Source organism: Rhizobium leguminosarum, from assembly GCF_001679785.1.
Classification (GTDB): domain Bacteria; phylum Pseudomonadota; class Alphaproteobacteria; order Rhizobiales; family Rhizobiaceae; genus Rhizobium; species Rhizobium leguminosarum_R.
Genome location: NZ_CP016289.1, coordinates 84,135 through 100,829, shown reverse-complemented (window position 1 = coordinate 100,829; position 16,695 = coordinate 84,135). Strand labels below are relative to the sequence as shown.

At 60.9% G+C, this 16,695-nt stretch carries 18 protein-coding genes and 1 pseudogene; 10 read left to right on the top strand and 9 right to left on the bottom strand.

Going from position 1 to position 16,695, the window contains the following annotated elements:
- The first annotated feature begins 105 nt into the window (after positions 1-105).
- From BA011_RS32025 to ligD, 4 genes are all read left to right on the top strand, one after another.
- Positions 106-900 carry an SDR family NAD(P)-dependent oxidoreductase gene (locus tag BA011_RS32025; RefSeq protein WP_065284162.1) on the top strand — a complete coding sequence of 265 codons (795 nt, stop codon included), beginning with the start codon at positions 106-108 and terminating at the stop codon, positions 898-900.
- Between the two features lie 101 nt (positions 901-1,001).
- The gene (glgX, locus tag BA011_RS32020) at positions 1,002-3,158 is read left to right on the top strand and encodes a glycogen debranching protein GlgX (RefSeq protein ID WP_065283828.1); all 2,157 of its coding nucleotides are present in this window, start codon (positions 1,002-1,004) and stop codon (positions 3,156-3,158) included.
- Positions 3,159-3,173: 15 nt separating this feature from the next.
- Entirely contained in the window at positions 3,174-4,181 is a 1,008-nt protein-coding gene (locus tag BA011_RS32015) for a DNA topoisomerase IB (RefSeq protein ID WP_027665671.1), read from the top strand.
- On the top strand, positions 4,178-5,056 hold the full coding sequence (gene ligD / locus BA011_RS32010) for a non-homologous end-joining DNA ligase (RefSeq protein ID WP_065283827.1): 879 nt from the start codon (positions 4,178-4,180) through the stop codon (positions 5,054-5,056). The genes BA011_RS32015 and ligD overlap by 4 nt, the downstream gene beginning before the upstream one ends.
- A gap of 12 nt (positions 5,057-5,068) precedes the next feature.
- On the opposite strand, the gene BA011_RS32005 is transcribed toward ligD, so the two are convergent.
- Genes BA011_RS32005 through BA011_RS31995 form a run of 3 tightly spaced genes read right to left on the bottom strand, consistent with a single transcriptional unit; the run spans position 5,069 to position 6,459 of the window.
- Positions 5,069-5,794: a glutathione S-transferase gene (locus BA011_RS32005; RefSeq protein ID WP_065283826.1), complete on the bottom strand. Its 726-nt coding sequence runs from the start codon at positions 5,792-5,794 to the stop codon at positions 5,069-5,071.
- Positions 5,795-5,800: 6 nt separating this feature from the next.
- Positions 5,801-6,091, bottom strand: a complete 291-nt coding sequence (locus tag BA011_RS32000; RefSeq protein ID WP_020053081.1) for a DUF3175 domain-containing protein — start codon at positions 6,089-6,091, stop codon at positions 5,801-5,803.
- 53 nt (positions 6,092-6,144) lie between these two features.
- The gene (locus BA011_RS31995; protein WP_065283825.1) at positions 6,145-6,459 is read right to left on the bottom strand and encodes a plasmid stabilization protein; all 315 of its coding nucleotides are present in this window, start codon (positions 6,457-6,459) and stop codon (positions 6,145-6,147) included.
- Positions 6,460-6,612: 153 nt separating this feature from the next.
- On the opposite strand from BA011_RS31995, the gene BA011_RS31990 reads away from it, so the two are divergent.
- Positions 6,613-6,972, top strand: coding sequence for a hypothetical protein (locus tag BA011_RS31990; RefSeq protein ID WP_065284161.1), 360 nt, complete (start codon positions 6,613-6,615; stop codon positions 6,970-6,972).
- A 34-nt stretch (positions 6,973-7,006) separates the two neighbouring features.
- Here BA011_RS31990 and BA011_RS31985 read toward each other — a convergent pair whose 3' ends face one another.
- The 5 genes and pseudogenes from BA011_RS31985 to BA011_RS31970 all read right to left on the bottom strand — a co-directional run bounded on the left by BA011_RS31985 (position 7,007) and on the right by BA011_RS31970 (position 11,441).
- On the bottom strand, positions 7,007-9,724 hold the full coding sequence (locus BA011_RS31985) for a response regulator (protein WP_065283824.1): 2,718 nt from the start codon (positions 9,722-9,724) through the stop codon (positions 7,007-7,009).
- Positions 9,725-9,898: 174 nt separating this feature from the next.
- Complete coding sequence (locus tag BA011_RS44580) at positions 9,899-10,072, bottom strand: hypothetical protein (protein WP_186806615.1); 174 nt, start codon at positions 10,070-10,072, stop codon at positions 9,899-9,901.
- A gap of 9 nt (positions 10,073-10,081) precedes the next feature.
- Positions 10,082-10,264: a hypothetical protein gene (locus BA011_RS31980; protein ID WP_065283823.1), complete on the bottom strand. Its 183-nt coding sequence runs from the start codon at positions 10,262-10,264 to the stop codon at positions 10,082-10,084.
- Positions 10,265-10,403: 139 nt separating this feature from the next.
- Positions 10,404-10,658, bottom strand: a complete 255-nt coding sequence (locus tag BA011_RS31975) for a DUF2934 domain-containing protein (protein ID WP_065283822.1) — start codon at positions 10,656-10,658, stop codon at positions 10,404-10,406.
- A 142-nt stretch (positions 10,659-10,800) separates the two neighbouring features.
- A pseudogene (locus BA011_RS31970) lies at positions 10,801-11,441 on the bottom strand (UdgX family uracil-DNA binding protein).
- Here BA011_RS31970 and BA011_RS46155 point away from each other — a divergent pair.
- From BA011_RS46155 to BA011_RS31960, 3 genes are all read left to right on the top strand, one after another.
- Positions 11,440-11,574: a hypothetical protein gene (locus BA011_RS46155; protein ID WP_257785325.1), complete on the top strand. Its 135-nt coding sequence runs from the start codon at positions 11,440-11,442 to the stop codon at positions 11,572-11,574. The pseudogene BA011_RS31970 and the gene BA011_RS46155 sit on opposite strands and share 2 nt — an antisense overlap.
- 32 nt (positions 11,575-11,606) lie before the next feature.
- Positions 11,607-13,070, top strand: a complete 1,464-nt coding sequence (locus tag BA011_RS31965; RefSeq protein ID WP_065284160.1) for a phospholipase D-like domain-containing protein — start codon at positions 11,607-11,609, stop codon at positions 13,068-13,070.
- 94 nt (positions 13,071-13,164) lie between these two features.
- Positions 13,165-13,980: an endonuclease/exonuclease/phosphatase family protein gene (locus BA011_RS31960; RefSeq protein ID WP_017957956.1), complete on the top strand. Its 816-nt coding sequence runs from the start codon at positions 13,165-13,167 to the stop codon at positions 13,978-13,980.
- Positions 13,981-14,213: 233 nt separating this feature from the next.
- Here BA011_RS31960 and BA011_RS31955 read toward each other — a convergent pair whose 3' ends face one another.
- Positions 14,214-14,417: a hypothetical protein gene (locus BA011_RS31955; protein ID WP_065284159.1), complete on the bottom strand. Its 204-nt coding sequence runs from the start codon at positions 14,415-14,417 to the stop codon at positions 14,214-14,216.
- 379 nt (positions 14,418-14,796) lie between these two features.
- On the opposite strand from BA011_RS31955, the gene BA011_RS31950 reads away from it, so the two are divergent.
- Together BA011_RS31950 and BA011_RS31945 are read left to right on the top strand one after the other, a co-directional pair.
- Positions 14,797-16,251 carry a UbiA family prenyltransferase gene (locus tag BA011_RS31950; RefSeq protein WP_065284158.1) on the top strand — a complete coding sequence of 485 codons (1,455 nt, stop codon included), beginning with the start codon at positions 14,797-14,799 and terminating at the stop codon, positions 16,249-16,251.
- 9 nt (positions 16,252-16,260) lie between these two features.
- Positions 16,261-16,692, top strand: a complete 432-nt coding sequence (locus tag BA011_RS31945; protein ID WP_065283821.1) for a GtrA family protein — start codon at positions 16,261-16,263, stop codon at positions 16,690-16,692.
- The last annotated feature ends 3 nt before the right edge of the window (positions 16,693-16,695 follow it).

The following is a 16,695-nucleotide window of genomic DNA, read 5'->3' as shown; positions in this document are numbered from 1 at the left end:
AACCTCGCCTTTTCGTGCATTGCCCTTTGTCGATTTCCCCTGATAAGACTTCTCCTATTCGTTTCATCACCTATGTCCTTGGTTTTTCGGGAGGCAATCGTCGCCATGGTCGAACTCGCGCAATCGCTCGCATCCATCAAGCTGCCGGACCTGTCCGGCAAGGCCGTGCTGATCACCGGCGCCTCAACCGGGATCGGCGCGGCGCTCGCTCGCGCCTTTGCGGCGCAAGGGGCCAAGGTCGGCGTGCATTACAATACCAGCCGCGAACCGGCGGAGAAGCTTGCCGAGGAGATCCGGGCTGCCGGCGGCGCCGTGCATCTGATCCAAGGTGACGTGTCGAGGGAAGGCGAGACCGAGCGTGTCGTCGAGGAGACGGCGAAGACCTTCGGTCATCTCGACGGCCTCATCAACAATGCCGGCGGCATGCTGGGGCGCAAGCCGACCTCGGACTATACCGACGCGCATTATGCCGCGGTCATGGATCTCAACGCCCGCTCGGTGCTGGCGGCCACGCGTGCGGCGCATCCGTGGCTGAAAAAGCAGGGTGGCTTCATCATCAACACCACCTCGATCGCCGCGCGCAATGGCGGCGGCAATGGTGCGATCCTTTATGCGGCGTCCAAGGGCTTCGTCTCGACGATCACGCGTGGTCACGCCAAGGAATTCGTCGCCGACAGGATCCGCGTCAACGCGGTGGCGCCGGGTGTCATCGCCACGCCCTTCCACGAGCGTTATACCAATGACGAGCAGATGGAGCTGCAGCGCAAGTCGATCCCGATGGGCTTCGTCGGCACGTCGGAGGATTGCGTCGGCGCCTATCTCTTCCTCGCCTCGCCGACGTTGTCGGGTTACATCACCGGCCAGATCATCGAGGTCAATGGCGGCCAGCTGATGCCGTGAACGCTTCGATCGGCGAGCAAGACCCTTTGCTTCCTTTTTAAAAGGGAACTTTCGAACCGCCATGACGTTTCCCGCTTGGTCTTTTCAGCGAGCGGGGCACCATGAGCTTTTCATTTTCGGAACTCGACTTCCTCAAGCCGGAGCTGGGAGCGGAGTATACGGGTTCTGGCACCCATTTCGCGGTATTCTCCGCCCATGCGGAACAGATGGAGCTCTGCCTCTTCTCGCCTGACGGAAAGAACGAGATCGCCCGGCTGCCGTTGCCGAAGCGCGAAGGCGACATCTGGTCGGGCTATATCGCCGGCGTCGGGCCGGGCACCGTCTACGGTTATCGCGCCCACGGCCCCTATGACCCGCAAGCCGGCCATCGCTTCAATCCGAACAAGCTCCTGCTCGACCCCTATGCCAAACAGGTGACGGGCGAGCTTAAATGGGATGACGCGCTCTTCGGTTATCAGATCGGCGAGGACGACCTTTCTTTCGACGAGCGTGACAGCGCGCCATTCATGGTCAAGGGCGTGGTGCAGGATCCGGACTTCGATTGGGCGGGTGAAGAGGCGATCCGCCGCCCCTGGCCCGACACCATCATCTATGAGGCGCATGTGCGCGGCCTGACGATGACCCATCCGAAGGTGCCAGACCGGCTACGCGGTACCTTTCTCGGCATGTGCAGCGATCCGATCATCGACCATCTCGTCAAGCTCGGCATCTCGGCGATCGAGCTGCTGCCGATCCAGTATTTCCTCGATGATCGTTATCTCCTGGAAAACAACCTACGCAATTATTGGGGCTATCAGACACTCGGCTTCTTCGCGCCGCAATCTCGTTACATGTCCGGCGACAAGATCACCGAAATCAAGACCATGGTGAAGAAGTTCCATGCCGCCGGCATCGAAGTCATCATGGACGTGGTCTATAACCACACCGCCGAAGGCAGCGAGAAAGGACCGACGCTGTCCTTCCGCGGGCTCGACAATGCGAGCTATTACATTCTCTCCCCCGACGATCCGCGCCACACCTTTGATACCACGGGGACCGGAAACACGCTGAATGCCGCCAATCCCATGGTGATGCGCATGGTGCTCGACAGCCTGCGCTACTGGGTCGGCGTCATGCATATCGATGGCTTCCGTTTCGACCTTGCCAGCACGCTCGGCCGCCAGGATATGGAATTCGATCGGCAGGGCCTGTTCTTCGGCGCCATTCGCCAGGATCCGATCCTTGCCGGTGTCAAGCTGATCGCCGAGCCCTGGGACGTAGGCGATGGCGGTTATCAGGTTGGCGGCTTTCCACATCCCTTCCGTGAGTGGAACGACAAGTTTCGTGACGACGTGCGTCGCTTTTGGAAGGGCGATGGCGGCATGGTCTCGGAGATCTCGCAACGCATCACCGGCTCGGCGGTACAGTTCAACCACTCGGATCGCGGTGCGACGTCATCGATCAATCTGCTGTCGGCCCATGACGGCTTCACGTTGATGGACACGGTTTCCTTCGACGACAAGCACAATGACGCGAACGGCGAGGATAACAGGGACGGACATTCGGACAATCATTCGGACAACATGGGTGCCGAAGGCGTGACGGATAACGAGGACATCAACAGCCTTCGGGCACGGCGGCGGCGCAACATGATGGCGACGCTGATGCTCTCCCAGGGCGTGCCGATGATCCTGGCCGGCGACGAGCTCGGCAACAGCCAGGACGGCAACAATAACGCCTATTGCCAGGACAACGAAATCGGCTGGACCGATTGGGCAGGGCTCGAGGATCCTTTCCTCGATTTCTGCCGGCAAGCCGTCGCCTTCCGCAAGGCCCATCCCGTTCTGCGGCAGGAGCGGTTCCTGACCGGCGAAACCGGCGAGGACGGCCGCATCGAGATCGCTTGGTACAGACCGGACGGCGGCTTCATGGATGACGGTGCCTGGAACGATGACGAACTGCGGGTGCTCGGCGTCTATCTCTCGAAGAGCGCGAATGCGCCCGAGACCGAGACGATGGATGACCTCTTCCTCATCTTCAATGCCGGCGGCGACTGCGAATTCTACGTGCCGGAGGTAAACGGACTGACGAAATGGTCGCGGATTGCCGACACCGGGGCGGAGAGGGATGCCTTTAAGGTTCGCGATCAGGATAATCCGGTCATGGTCTATGCCCAGAGCGTTGCCGTCTTTGCGCCGGAGGGGCAGACCGAGCCGCTGAAGGACATGACCAAGGCCGGGCGCCGGTGGTGGTTTCAGTTCGGCCGCAGGAGCAAGTAACGGGTCGCAGAGAACATGAATGCCGAAGCCATCACCGACCTTGGTCTCGTCTATGTCAGCGATACTGAACCAGGCATCCGCAGACGAAGGAAGGGTAAGGGCTTCAGCTATGTGATGCCCGACGGCACGACGCTTGCCGACGAATTGCAGCGGGCGCGCATCCGCGCGCTCGGTCTGCCGCCAGCCTACGAGAATGTCTGGATATGCCTCTACGACAACGGCCATCTGCAGGCGACAGGTTTCGATGCACGTGGGCGCAAGCAATACCGCTACCACAAGGATTGGCAATCCTTCCGAAGTGCGGGAAAATTCCATCAGCTGATTGAGTTCGGCCGGGCGCTGCCTCGGATACGCCGGACCGTGCTGCGCCATCTCGACACCGGTGCGGAGGATGTCAACGGCGTGCTTGCGGCTTTGACGACGCTGCTCGACGAGGCGCACTTACGCGTCGGCAACCAGGCCTATGTCAGGGAGAACGGCACCTATGGCGCAACGACGCTGCTGAAGCGCCACCTGAAGATCGTCGACGGTCAGATAGAGCTGAAATTTCGCGCCAAGGGTGGCAAGCGCGTCCAGCGCAGCCTCAAGCATCCCAGGCTGCAGAAGATCCTGGAGGAGATAGCCGACCTGCCCGGCCGCCAGCTCTTCGTTTGGAAGGACGAAAGCGGGGCGCTGAAACCAATCGATTCCGGCCGGTTGAACGCCTATCTGGCCGAAATATCGGGCATTCCCATTTCGGCGAAAACCTTCCGCACCTGGGCGGGATCGCTGGCGGCCTTCGGTGTGGCGCGTGAGACGATCCTCAGTGGCGGCCGGCCGACGGTAAAGCAGATGTCGGAGGCCGCGGCCGAGGCGCTGCACAACACACCGGCGATCTCGCGCTCGAGCTATATCCATCCCGCGATCATCGCGCTCGCCGGCAACGATCATCCGCTGATCGAGACTGGTAACGAGCCGCTACGGGGCTTGCGGGCCGAGGAAAACAGGCTACTTGATTTCCTCACAAGCGAGATCGAAGAATGAGCCCCACACATCCGCCGGCATCTGATGTATCGCTGACCCATCCCGACCGGTTCTACTGGCCGGACGAGGGCGTGACCAAGCAGGCGCTGGCGGATTATTATGCGGCGGTGTGGCCATTCATGGCGCCTTATGTCGTCAACCGGCCGTTGGCGTTGCTGCGTCTGCCGGACGGGATAAAGGGCCAACAACGGTTTTTCCAGAAACATGCCTGGAAAGGCATGAATCCGCATATCGAGGAGATCGCCGACCCGCAGGATGCGGACGGCGAAAAGCTGCTGCGCATCGCCGATTTCAACGGTCTCGTGGCGCTGGTGCAATCGGCCGTGCTCGAAATTCATCCCTGGGGCACGACGATCGACAATTGGGAAAGGCCTGACATGATCACCATGGACCTCGATCCCGGCGAGGACGTGGCTTGGAGCGCGGTGATTTCGGCAGCACTTGAATTGAAGACGCGGCTGGAAGCCCGCGGCCTGGCTGCCTTCGTCAAGACGTCGGGCGGCAAGGGACTGCATGTGGTGACGCCGCTCGCGCCGAAGGCCGGCTGGGCGGAAGTGAAGGATTTCGCCCACTCGCTTGCCGAAAGCATGTCGGCCGACGCGCCGGACACATATCTGGCAACCGCGACGAAGGCAAAACGCGGTGGACATATCTACATCGATTATCTCCGCAACGGCCGCGGCAATACGGCGGTCGCGGCCTATTCGACGCGGGCACGATCGGGTGCGCCGGTTTCCATGCCGCTGGATTGGTCCGAATTGAACGATGTGAGCGGTCCCGCCGCTTTCACGCTCGGCAACGTGCCACGGCGATTGGAGACCCAGCCGAGAGACCCGTGGGGAAATTTCTTCGGTGCGGCGGTGCCGCTCGAATGAACTGCTCTTAAGTCAGCCCGCACTGTCCAGCTCAGGATAATGCCTGAAAATCCCTTCCTCATTGAAGGCGAGGCGGCGGGGGGAGGCGAGATAACGGGCAATGTTTGGACGCTTAGCCACAGCATCATGCAGAGCCAGCTGTGCGGGATATTCCGCCTTGCGGTTTGTCATGGCTCTCGGGAAGGCGTAGCTCAGGCCCTCGATCACCTGGAAGAGCGAGAGGTCGACATAGGTCAGCGCATCGCCGACCAGATGGTTGGGGCCTTTCGGGTTCTGCTGCAGCACACGCTCAAAATAACCGAGGAATTTCGGAATGCGGTCGCGGATGAAGGCAGCGGAGCGGGCTTTCGCTTCCTGCTTCTGATCCTCGTAAAAGAGCGACATGTCGATCGGGTGGTGCGTATCGTGCACTTCGGCGACGAAATCGGTGACGGTCAGCTGCAGGCCGTTGACGACATGGCGAAGGCCTTCATCCTTAGGCGCAAGGCCGAGCTTCGGGCCGAGGTAAAACAGGATGTTGGCGACATGCGGGACAATGAGATCGCCGTCCTTCAGGAAGGGCGGCGCAAAGGGAATGTGCGGTTCGCTGTCGCTTTTCATGATGTCGAACATGGCGCCGGTACCGCGCCCGGGCTGGCGGGTGATGTCGATATAGTCGGCGCCAGCTTCTTCCAGCGCCAACCGCACGAATTCGCCGCGGCCTTGAATGCCGTCCCAATAATAAAGTTCGTATGCCATGAGCGCTCAATCCTTCGGTTGACGACCGAAGTCTTTTCGCAGTTCGTCCTTGGCCTTTTCAAGGGTGCCGCGCCGCTTTTTCGTCAGCTGGTCGCCGGCGCGGTTGATGTAGAAGGTCAGCATCGACATGGCGGCGCGGAAGGGACTCGACTTGCGGCGATCGCTCTCCTCGGCGGAGTGCTTGACGGAGCGGGCAATCTTCTTCGGATCGTCCGATTTGAACACGCCTTCCTTCAGGTCCATCGCATCGCTGTGTTCGGTGACGTCCTGCGACCATTTCTTTTTCGATTTGGCCATGGGTTAAACTCCCTATGCGGCTGACGGAAAGCCCCCGCTTGCCGCATCAGTTGTTAATGGTGGCTGTGGTGTTCGTTGCGCTTGCGCGTCGCGGCGGCCTTCTTCGCGGAAGCGGACCGTTCCTCCTTCGAGCGTGCGGCGGATGCCGCGCCGCCGATGCGGCCGCCCTTTTCGGAGGATTCATGCGTATCCTTCTTGCCGCGGCCGGAACCGGATTTGTCGCCGCCGCCGCTTTCCTTGTTGACGGTCGCCCAGGCACGCCGTTCGGCTTCCTTCTCGGAGACGCCGCGATCCTCGTAGCCCTCCTCGATGTGCTCGGCCTTGCGCTTCTGCTTGTCGGTATAGTCGGATTTGTCACCTCTCGGCATCTCGGCCTCCTCTGGTTTGCAAAGGGACTGAACCGATCGGGAGCCCAAAAGTTCCGGCCGCGGTCGTGGCCCGCAAGGCCCGGATTCGGAACAAAAGCCGCTTTTATCAGGTTTCCGATGGGAAAGGCCTGCACAGAAGAAGGAGCCGAGAACTTGGAAAAACACATCGTCAAAGCCGATGGAAACGGCGCGATCGACGTGAACGGCCAAGTATCGCCGGTCACCTATACCGTCGGCCTCAAGCAAGGGATAGGACGTTCCTACGAGGTCGACATCCGCCTGATGGCGCCGCGTGACTGGCTGCTGCAGAGGGGCTTCGAGCGGGATGCCGTGCTGGTCAGTCAGAGCGGTGCGCGCATTCCCGTCTATCACGATGGCGGCAGCCATCACGATAATGGTCGTCGCGGTCCTGCCGACACGATCTCGATCGAACTGACGGCGCGCGACGACAGCTGCACCAGCGAAGTGGATCTGATGCGCAAATATCCCGAGTTCGACGGCGCCGACGCATAAAAGCAGAGGTGGCAGCAAAGAAAACAGAGATACTCTAGGCGCCAGGCCGCTGCTGGACGGCGTTCTTGACCGCCTGGTCGAGCGCCGTGCTGCTGAAAGGTTTCGACAGCAGCACTGAACCGGGGAGACGGTTTGCATCCGGCAGGCTGCTGTTGCCGGTGGCAAAGACCAGGCCGACCGACGGAAAGGCCTCGCGCGCCTTGGCGGCAAAGACCTGGCCCGACATGCCGGGCAGGCCGACATCGGCGACGATGATGTCGACAATGGTGTGTCCGAGGATTTCCACGCCCCTTTCGCCGCTGTCAGCTTCGATGACGTCATAGCCGAGATCCTGCAGAATCTCGGCAGTATCCATCCGGATGAAGGCGTCGTCTTCCACGAGCAGCAGCTTCAGCTTTTCGCGGGCGATCTCGGGGTGTTTGGCAGGGGCCACTGCGGCATCGCTCGCCCCTTGGCGGCGTTGCGTCCTGATAGTAAGCACGTGGCGGATCTTGCGGGCGAGTTCCTCGCGCGTATAGGGCTTGGAGAGCAGTTCGAGGCCGGGATCGAGCCGGCCGCCATGGACGATCGAATTTTCGGTATAGCCCGATGTATAGAGCACGGCGATATCAGGCAGACGCTCGCGCGCCATCCGCGCAAGCTCCGGGCTCCTCAATGGCCCGGGCATGACGACATCGGTAAAGAGCAGGTCGATATGGGCGCCGCTTTCGATCACGGTGAGCGCGCTTTGCGCATCCTTGGCCTTCAACACGTAGTAGCCGAGATCCGACAGCATCTCGACGACGGTGACGCGCACGCCCTCATCGTCCTCGGCGACAAGGATGGTTTCCGTGCCCCCGGCGGCCGGTACGCTGTCGGCGGCCGTGACCCGATCCTCGCTTCGGAACGAGCGGGTCAGGTAGAGCTTGACGGTCGTGCCTTCGCCGATCTCGCTGTAGATCTTCACGTGGCCGCCGGATTGCTTGACGAAGCCGTAGACCATCGAAAGGCCGAGACCGGTGCCCTTGCCTTCCGGTTTCGTCGAGAAGAAGGGCTCGAAGGCCTGCTCCATCACCTCCTGCGTCATACCGGCGCCGGTATCGGTCACGGCGAGCACCACATATTGGCCGGCGGTGACTTCAGGATGGATGCGGCTGTAGGAATCGTCGAGGAAGGCGTTGCCGACCTCGATCGTCAGCTTGCCGGCGCCATCCATCGCGTCGCGGGAGTTGATCGCAAGGTTGAGCAGCGCATTCTCGATCTGGATCGGATCGGCGAAGGTGTTCCAGAGACCGCCGGAGACCATGGTCTCGACTTCGATCTCCTCGCCGAGTGCGCGGCGCAGCATGTCGTCCATGCCGGTGACCAGACGGCCGATGTTGATGACCTTCGGTTCCAGCGGCTGGCGGCGACCGAAGGCGAGCAGCTGGCTCGCCAGCCGCGAGCCGCGTTCGACGGCGGCAAGCGCGTTGGAAATGCGTTCCTTGCCTCGGCCGCTATCTGCCACATCCTTGCCGAGAAGCTGCAGATTGCCTGAGATCACCTGCAGCAGATTGTTGAAGTCATGGGCAACGCCGCCGGTGAGCTTGCCGATTGATTCCATCTTCTGCGACTGCTGGAGCGCTGCTTCGGCCTGCTGGCGTTCGGCAATCTCGGCCGTGACGCGGACCTCGAGCATTTCATTGAGTTTCCGCAGCTGATCTTCCATGTCGCGGCGCTGGTCGATTTCGACTTTGGCGGCGCGGAAGAGCCGGATATTGTCGATCGCGACGGCCGATTGGCCGGCGAGGCTGACTAGGCTCGCCTCGGCCGCTTGGGAAAAACGGCCGGGCTGGCCGTGACCGAAGAACAAGCCGCCGATGACGCTGCCGTCGCGTGATTTCACCGGCACGGCAAGATAGCTCCTGACCGGAAGATGCCCCTTCGGCATGCCTGCATGCGGTGCATTCTGCCCGTAGCGCGGGTCGAGCAGGATGTCGTCGGAGCGCACGATGCCTTCGCCGTTGAAGGTCGGTGCGAAGACCTTGGTATTGCGCGGCATCGGGAATTTCTCGAAGGCCTTCCGATCGACGCCGGCGAGCGCATAGAGCATGTAGCTGCCGCCCTCGCCATCATCGACATTGTAGAAGAAGGCGCCGAATTCCGCACCGGTCAGCGTCACGCCGGCATCGACGACAATCTGGGTGAGGCATTCGACACTGAGTTCGGCGGTGATCGCCGCACCCGCCCGATTGACGACCGCAAGCGCCTCCGATTTTGCACGCAGTTCTTCCAGCGCGCGCTGTTCGCCGCGCTTGGCCGACACCTGGTCGGTGACATCGAGGGCCGCGCAGAGGATGCCGGCGACCTTGCCGTCATCGTCGCGCAGCGGGGTGTAGGAGAAGGTGAACCAAGTGTCCTCGGTACGGCCGTCGCGGCGCATCGGGATGAGCAGCTCTTTGAAGAGCTGCGAACTGCCTTCGAGCGTGCTGGCGATGATCGGCGAGAACTGTTCCCAGATATCCGCCCAGACCTCGCGGAAGGGTCGTCCGAGTGCATGGGGATGCCGCTCCGGGAAAACAGGCACATAGGCGTCGTTGTAGAGAAAAGCGAGATCTGGACCCCAGGCGACGAATTTGGGCTGGCGCGAATTCAACACCATTTCGGCGATATGCTTGAGAGATGCAGGCCAGCTTTCGACCGGACCGAGACCGACGGCGTGGAAAGCCGGATGCCGTAACAATTCGCCGATTTCGCCGCCGCCTCTCGGCCAGCCGTTCCCGACGCTTCCCATTCAAAATCGCTTTCTTGTCGTCAGCCGCGCCGGGGTGATCTGTCACCTCGGGGTTCAGCCCTTCCAAACCGTCAACATAGAGGCTTCCGATGGGAGGGAAAGGGCGCGGTCGAAATATCCTTAACTGCCGGGCGTTCAACACTTTAGCGGTCTGCGGACGGCGCCTGTGGGCTGTTATTTTCGATAGAGTTTTTGCGATGCGGCAAAGACGCGGCCGATATAGACGGAGACCAGCTGAACCGGCGCGCGCGGATCGCGAAAAACCAGTCCGACGAGATTGTCGACGACAAGGATGAACCCGAGCGCGAGACCGAGGTAGAGCAGTGCGGCGATGACGAGGAGCGACATCTCCATCCCTCACACGATCGCGGTTGAAACGCGGCCGCTGGCGGCGAAGAACGGGTTTGAGAGGATTTCGATACGGCTGTCGTTCATGGCAACTTCCCCGGTTTCGCCATAAACAGCCATGGGATGCTCTTGTTCCCGACTATCCGGGCAGGGCTCAACTTTTTTGGGAAGCCTCAAAGCTTGCAGCGTCATCCGGCCTCTGTTCACCCCCGCATGGAAGCCCCCACCCCTGCAATTCAATATCGCACAATCAATTCAGGCATATGACAAAAAAGGATCAAGGGCGTCGAGGCGACGCCCTTTTTAATTGAGATGCTCAGTATTCTAGTGTTCAGGACGCGGTCTTGCGGCTCGCGGTGCGCTTCGGCGCCGGCGTGACCACGCCATTCGTCTTGCCGCCTGTCGCAGTGCGCTTCGTCTTGGGCTTGACCTCTTTGCCCTTGGAAGATGCAGCCGAGCCCTCGAGCGCGTCGCGCTCGTGTCGTGCCTGTTCCCAATGGATGGAATCTCGCCCTGTCGGATAACCCTCTTCTTCCCAGAGGGTGTATGCACGTTTTTTGATCCACTCTTCCCGAGTTTCTGCCATCGCTGATCTCCAGTCACATGATGCCGTCGTTCGAACGCGATACTGCTTGGATGGTTCCAGAGGAGGGGAGCTCTTTCAAGCGAAATCGCGCCGCAACCGGAAATATTTCGCATCGCAGCATATTAGGGTTGAGAATCGGCCTTCACTGGGACCGAAACTCCACCGCCTTGTGCAGATCTGAGACGAAATCCCGGCGCTGCCGGCGCTGCTCCGCCTCGTCGCGGATGCGTAAGAGATAGGAAGGGTGGATCGTGACCAGGACAGGCGGACGGTTTTCCGGATGCAGGATATGGCCGCGCTCCGGCGTCAGCTTCACCTTCGGACCGAGCAGCGCATAAAGCGCGCTTGCGCCGAGCGTCACGACGAGCTTCGGCTGCAGGATGTTGAGCTCGGCGCCGAGCCACCAGGCGCAACGCCTGATCTCGCCGGCATTCGGTTTTGCATGTAGCCGCCGTTTGCCGCGCGGCGTGAACTTGAAGTGCTTGACGGCATTGGTGACATAACAGCGCTGACGATCGAGACCGGCCTCTTCGAGGCAGCGATCGAGCAGCCGGCCGGCGGGGCCGACAAAGGGCCTGCCGGTCAGATCCTCCTGATCGCCCGGCTGCTCGCCGACAAGGACGATCTCGGCTTTCACAGAGCCTTCGCCGAAGACGATTTGCGTGGCATTCCTGTAGAGATCACAACGGGTACAGCCATGGCCTGATGCCGGAGTTCGGCAATGCTTTCGGCATCCGCGACTTCGAGCGCCAATGCGGGACCGATGTTTGCGGCGATGTTCATGATGGCGATCCTCACCTCCTCGGGATCAATCGATCCGCGCAGGGATTGTTCCCTGCTGAAACGGGCGGCGCTGGGCCGCAAAAATGATCACGGCGAAAAATTTCGCGTCATGGGAGAGCGACGGCGCGATTGAACGCCGCCGTTTCGCGGCTATATTCGCCAGCGATGTTCTATCTCCTGTCGACCTACTGGCCGCATATCCTCTTTGTCGTCTCGATCGCCATGGGGACTGCCGCGGCGATCCATGCCGCCATGACCAAGGAGGAGGTGCGCGCCGCGATCGGCTGGGTCGGCGTCATCATTCTGTCTCCGATCATCGGCGCGGTGCTCTATGCGATTGCCGGCATCAACCGTATCCGCCGCAAGTCGCTAAGCGTCCGCCGTGACGCGCTGCTGCTTGCGGCCGAATTCGACGAGTTGGAGACCTTCGACGCCGAGGCCGAGACGGTGATCAGCCAGTTCGGTCGCCGCTTTGCGGCGCTGCAGACACTCGGCGACCGGGTAACGCGCAATCCGCTGACTTCAGGCAATACGATCGACATGCTGGAGACCGGCGACGAGGCCTATGCGGCGATGAAATCAAGCATCGACGAGGCGGCGCGCAGCATCCTGCTCGAAACCTATATCTTCGACCGCGACGCGGTCGGCCTTCGCATCGCGGATGCGCTGATTGCTGCGGTCAGGCGTGGTGTGGAGGTCCGGGTGCTGATCGACGCGGTCGGCGCGCGTTATTCGGTGCCGAGCATTCTCGGCTATCTCAGGGAAGGCGGCGTCACCGTTGCCGTCTTCAACGGCAACGTCATCATGGGCTTGCGGCTGCCTTATGCCAATCTGCGCACCCACCGCAAGATCCTGATCGTCGACGGGAAAATTGCACTGACGGGCGGAATGAACATCAGGGCGGGCTTCAGCGAGGAGGCAACAGGCGAGAGCTTTGCCCACGACACGCATTTCAGCGTCACCGGCCCCGTCGTCGCCGACCTCTTCGACCTCGCCGCCGAAGACTGGCGCTTCTCCACGCAGGAATTGTTGAACGACGAGCCCTGGCGCATCGAACCGCCGCAGCGCAGCCCCGGCGATCCCATTCTGATGCGTGTCGTCGCCTCCGGCCCGGACCGCAGCGTCGAGACCAACCACAAAATGCTGATGGGCGCCTTTTCCGTGGCGCGCCAATCGATCCGCATCATGTCACCCTATTTCCTGCCCGACCGTGAACTCATCAGCGCCTTGGTGACGGCGGCGCGGCGCGGCGTCGAAGTCGATATCGTCGTGCCTGCTGCTAACAACCTCGTGCTGGTCGACCGGGCGATGACGGCGCAATTCGATCAGATCCTCAAGAACTACTGCCGCATCTGGCGCTCCACCGGCAGCTTCAGCCATTCGAAGCTGCTGACGATCGACGGCACCTGGGCCTATGTCGGCTCTTCCAATCTCGACCCGCGCTCGCTGCGGCTGAATTTCGAGGTCGATCTCGAAGTGCTGAATGAGGGTTTTGCCGCCGAGATCGACGAGCACATCGAAGAAACCCTGAAAACGGCAACGCCGGTGACGCTTGACGGGCTGCAGGCGCGACCCTTCCCGGTGCGGCTGCTGGAGAAGGTGCTGTGGCTGGGGTCGCCCTATCTCTGACGGATTTTTTGCATTCTGACATGGCAAGTTCCGTCCGGCTGCCTATACTGCCGAATGAGTAGCCCTTTTGATCAACGGACAAGTGCGCCGCCCGATGCACGCCAGGAAAGACAGCCTTCCCGCAAGCATTCTCGCCTCGATCAGGAGCAGGAAAAAGCGGCTCGACGCGGCCTATACGGAGGCAAGGCCGCGCAGTGCGGGAACGCTGATCGCCTCCTATAACGTGCACAAATGCGTCGGTACCGACCGCCGCTTCGATCCGGAGCGCACCAGTCGCGTCATCCACGAAATCGGCGCCGACGTGATCGCGCTGCAGGAGGCCGACACGCGCTTTGGCGAGCGCACCGGCATTCTCGATCTCGGGCGGCTGGAGCGGGAAACGGGACTGATCGCGGTACCGGTTGCCGGCATGGCGAAGGCGCATGGCTGGCACGGCAATGTCGTGCTCTTCAAGAAGGGGCTGGTGCATGACGTGCATCAGGTCAAGCTGCCGGGGCTGGAGCCGCGCGGCGCGCTGGTTGCCGAGATCGAGCTCGAAGAGGGCGGGGTGCTGCGCATCATTGCCGCGCATTTTGGTCTGTTGCGCCATAACAGAGCACAGCAGGCCCGCACATTGGTGGAGCTCATCAACGACAGGCACGAGATGCCGACCATCCTGCTCGGCGACCTCAACGAATGGCGGCTCGGCGACCGGTCCTCGCTCAACACCTTCCAATCCGCCTTCGGCGAGCTGCCGCCCGCCGTGCCAAGCTTTCCTGCCGGCCTGCCGCTTCTGGCGCTCGACCGCATCATCGCCAACCGCAAAGGCATCATATCCGAAGTCGAAGCGCATGATACGCCGCTCGCGCGCGTCGCGTCCGACCATCTGCCGATTAAGGCGCTTGTGAATCTGAAACCAGCATCCGTCTGAAGACCGGGGCCACGCGCGGGCTCGAGTGGCCGCCTTGTGCTCCTTTGAGCCTAATAGAGCCTTAGGTTCGGAACCGTGGGGCAAAGATACGCCCCATGCTGGTCACCCTGAGCATTGCCAGTGCGTTGGCAAGAAGGATCCGTAGAGTGAGTTGAACACGAGCCAGGCGGGTGTAGATCTCGCGCAAGTTCACAACCCGCTGTTCGAGGCGCGCTAGCTCAATCACGTCGCCGTCACGGCGCGACCAGAACGGCTCCCATCAGGATGGCGCAGACGAGTCCGAGGATGTTCAAGCCGAGCGTGACGAACTCGCTGATCTGCTGACGGTGGGGGTGACATTGCTCTGCATTTCCGAAGACGGCAATAGCCCCGCCGACCATCCAGCAGGTCAGTGTCAATGTCCCAAAAACAAGTGCCAAGTTCATCGCTTCGTTCATCCGGTCTTTGCGTGTAGGGCACTCCAACCGGTACATCAGCGGTTTGTTCCGGCCGTCGAAACTCCGTCCGGTAGGGTACATCGCTCAGCGCAGCCAGCCCATGCACGGCAACGAGCAAGTGCCGGGTTGAGCACTGATCATTCTTCGCGCAAGGAGATTCGCTGCAGTTTGAAACTGAAGGTCAAGGAACGTCCTGCAAGCCGTCAGGACGCCAGCGGTTTGGTGCCATGGAACTAAGTGGCGTAGCCGTCGTTCGGTAATTTCCACCGACCCGAGTGAAAAGGGAAATCCTTTGAGCGAATTGCGCCAGGAGTTTGAGCTTCGAAGAGATTTTCTGCCGACGGCCCAGGAGGACGAGTGGATTGCACTGCGCCGAGCGATGTCAACGCTCGGCGGCTCGTCGACACCGCAAAGGTCGGATTCGTTGCGCCCGCTGGTCATCGACCTGGATGGCACCTTGGTCCGATCCGACCTCCTGATCGAGACCGCGTTTTTGGAACTCAGGCACCACCCTTTTTCCGTCGTTGACCTTGCCCTCGCAACGTGCAGAGGAAAGGCATGCCTCAAGCACCGTCTTTCCACACCGACGGATTTCGATCCGGCTATCCTGCCCTTTGATCCCGAGGTTTTGAACTTGATCAAGACGGCGCGGGAAGAGGGACGTCAGATCTATCTCGCGTCTGCGACGCACGAGCGCCTTGTCTCCCGCGTTTCCGACCATTTAGGTGTCTTCAACGGCTGGTTTGCAACGGACGAGACGACAAACTGCGCCGCCGAGGTGAAGGCGGAAAAGCTCGTTGCGGCCTTTGGCCATGGCGGTTTCGACTATGTTGGCAACGACGCCGCAGATCTGCCTGTATGGCGTCACGCTGGAAAATCATACGCAATTCGGACGTCGGCCGGGGTTGCGCGGCAACTGTCGCGCCAATGCGACAATGTCGAACATCTTGCGCACGACAAGCCGACCTGGCGGACCTGGGCGCGGTTGCTGCGGGTACACCAATACGTCAAAAACGGGCTTGTTTTTATCCCGTTGCTGACAAATCAGCTCTTCGACGTCCATAGTCTCGCCAATGCCGCTCTGGCATTGGTCGCCTTCTCGCTTTGCGCGTCGAGCGTCTATGTGCTGAATGACCTGGTCGACCTTCAGGACGATCGCGGACATCGCAGTAAATGCCGCAGGCCACTCGCTTGCGGCGAGATCCCGCTCTCACACGCGCTCATGGCGATCCCCCTTCTCCTTCTGCTGTCGTTTATGGTCGCCCTGATGATTTCACCCGCCTTCATTTTGGTGCTCGCCGGATACTTTACATTGACCACCGCCTATTCGTTCTTTCTGAAGCGGAAGATGATCCTCGATGTCGTGACCCTTGCAGCTCTTTACACCGCACGCGTGGTAGGAGGGTCAGCGGCGATTTCAGTTTGGCCCTCTCCTTGGCTGCTCGCCTTCATGATGAGCTGGTTCCTCTCGCTTGCACTCGTCAAGCGATATACGGAGCTCATTTCGCGCCGAGCCGCGAACTTACCCGACTCCACGAGCCGCGATTACAAGAATGGAGACGTCGGCATGATCGGCGCATTGGCGGCGGGGGCCGGGATGAATGCCCTCACATTGTATGCGCTCTACGCTGCAAGCGACAGCGTGCAGGATCTCTACACCCGGCCAGGAGTTTTATGGCTGGTGGGACCAATCCTGGCTTGCTGGATTGCCCGCATCCTGTTGCTGGCCCATAGGGGACTGATGCATGACGATCCGGTCGTATTTGCGATCAAAGATAAGGTGAGTCTCGCGACGCTGGGCGTTGCCGGCGCCTTTGTTGTCGCCGCGCTATGAGGTAGCGAGATGCGGTCCCATGACGTGCGTGAAGGGATTCCGACCCGCATCGCTGTTCGCTATGTGGCGTTCGCGATTCTCTCGACGTTGGCAAATTTTGCGGTTCAGGCGGCTGTCGTGGAAATCTACCCGTCGCAAAGCCTTATGCCGTCAATGCTCGCAGGCACCGCCGCCGGGTTCGGGCTCAAATACTTCCTCGACAAAAGGTGGATCTTCTTTGACCGATACGAGTCGCATGGTGACGAATTGCTCAAGATCGTCCTTTACGGCCTGTTCAGCGTCGTGACGACGATCATATTCTGGGGGTTCGAAATTGTCTTCTGGACGGTCTGGAGAACGGATCTTGCGAAGTATGCGGGCGGGGCGATCGGTTTGGCGATCGGTTACGTCTCAAAATTCGCGCTCGACCGAAAATTCGTGTTCAAGTTGGAGGGGGCGTGACTG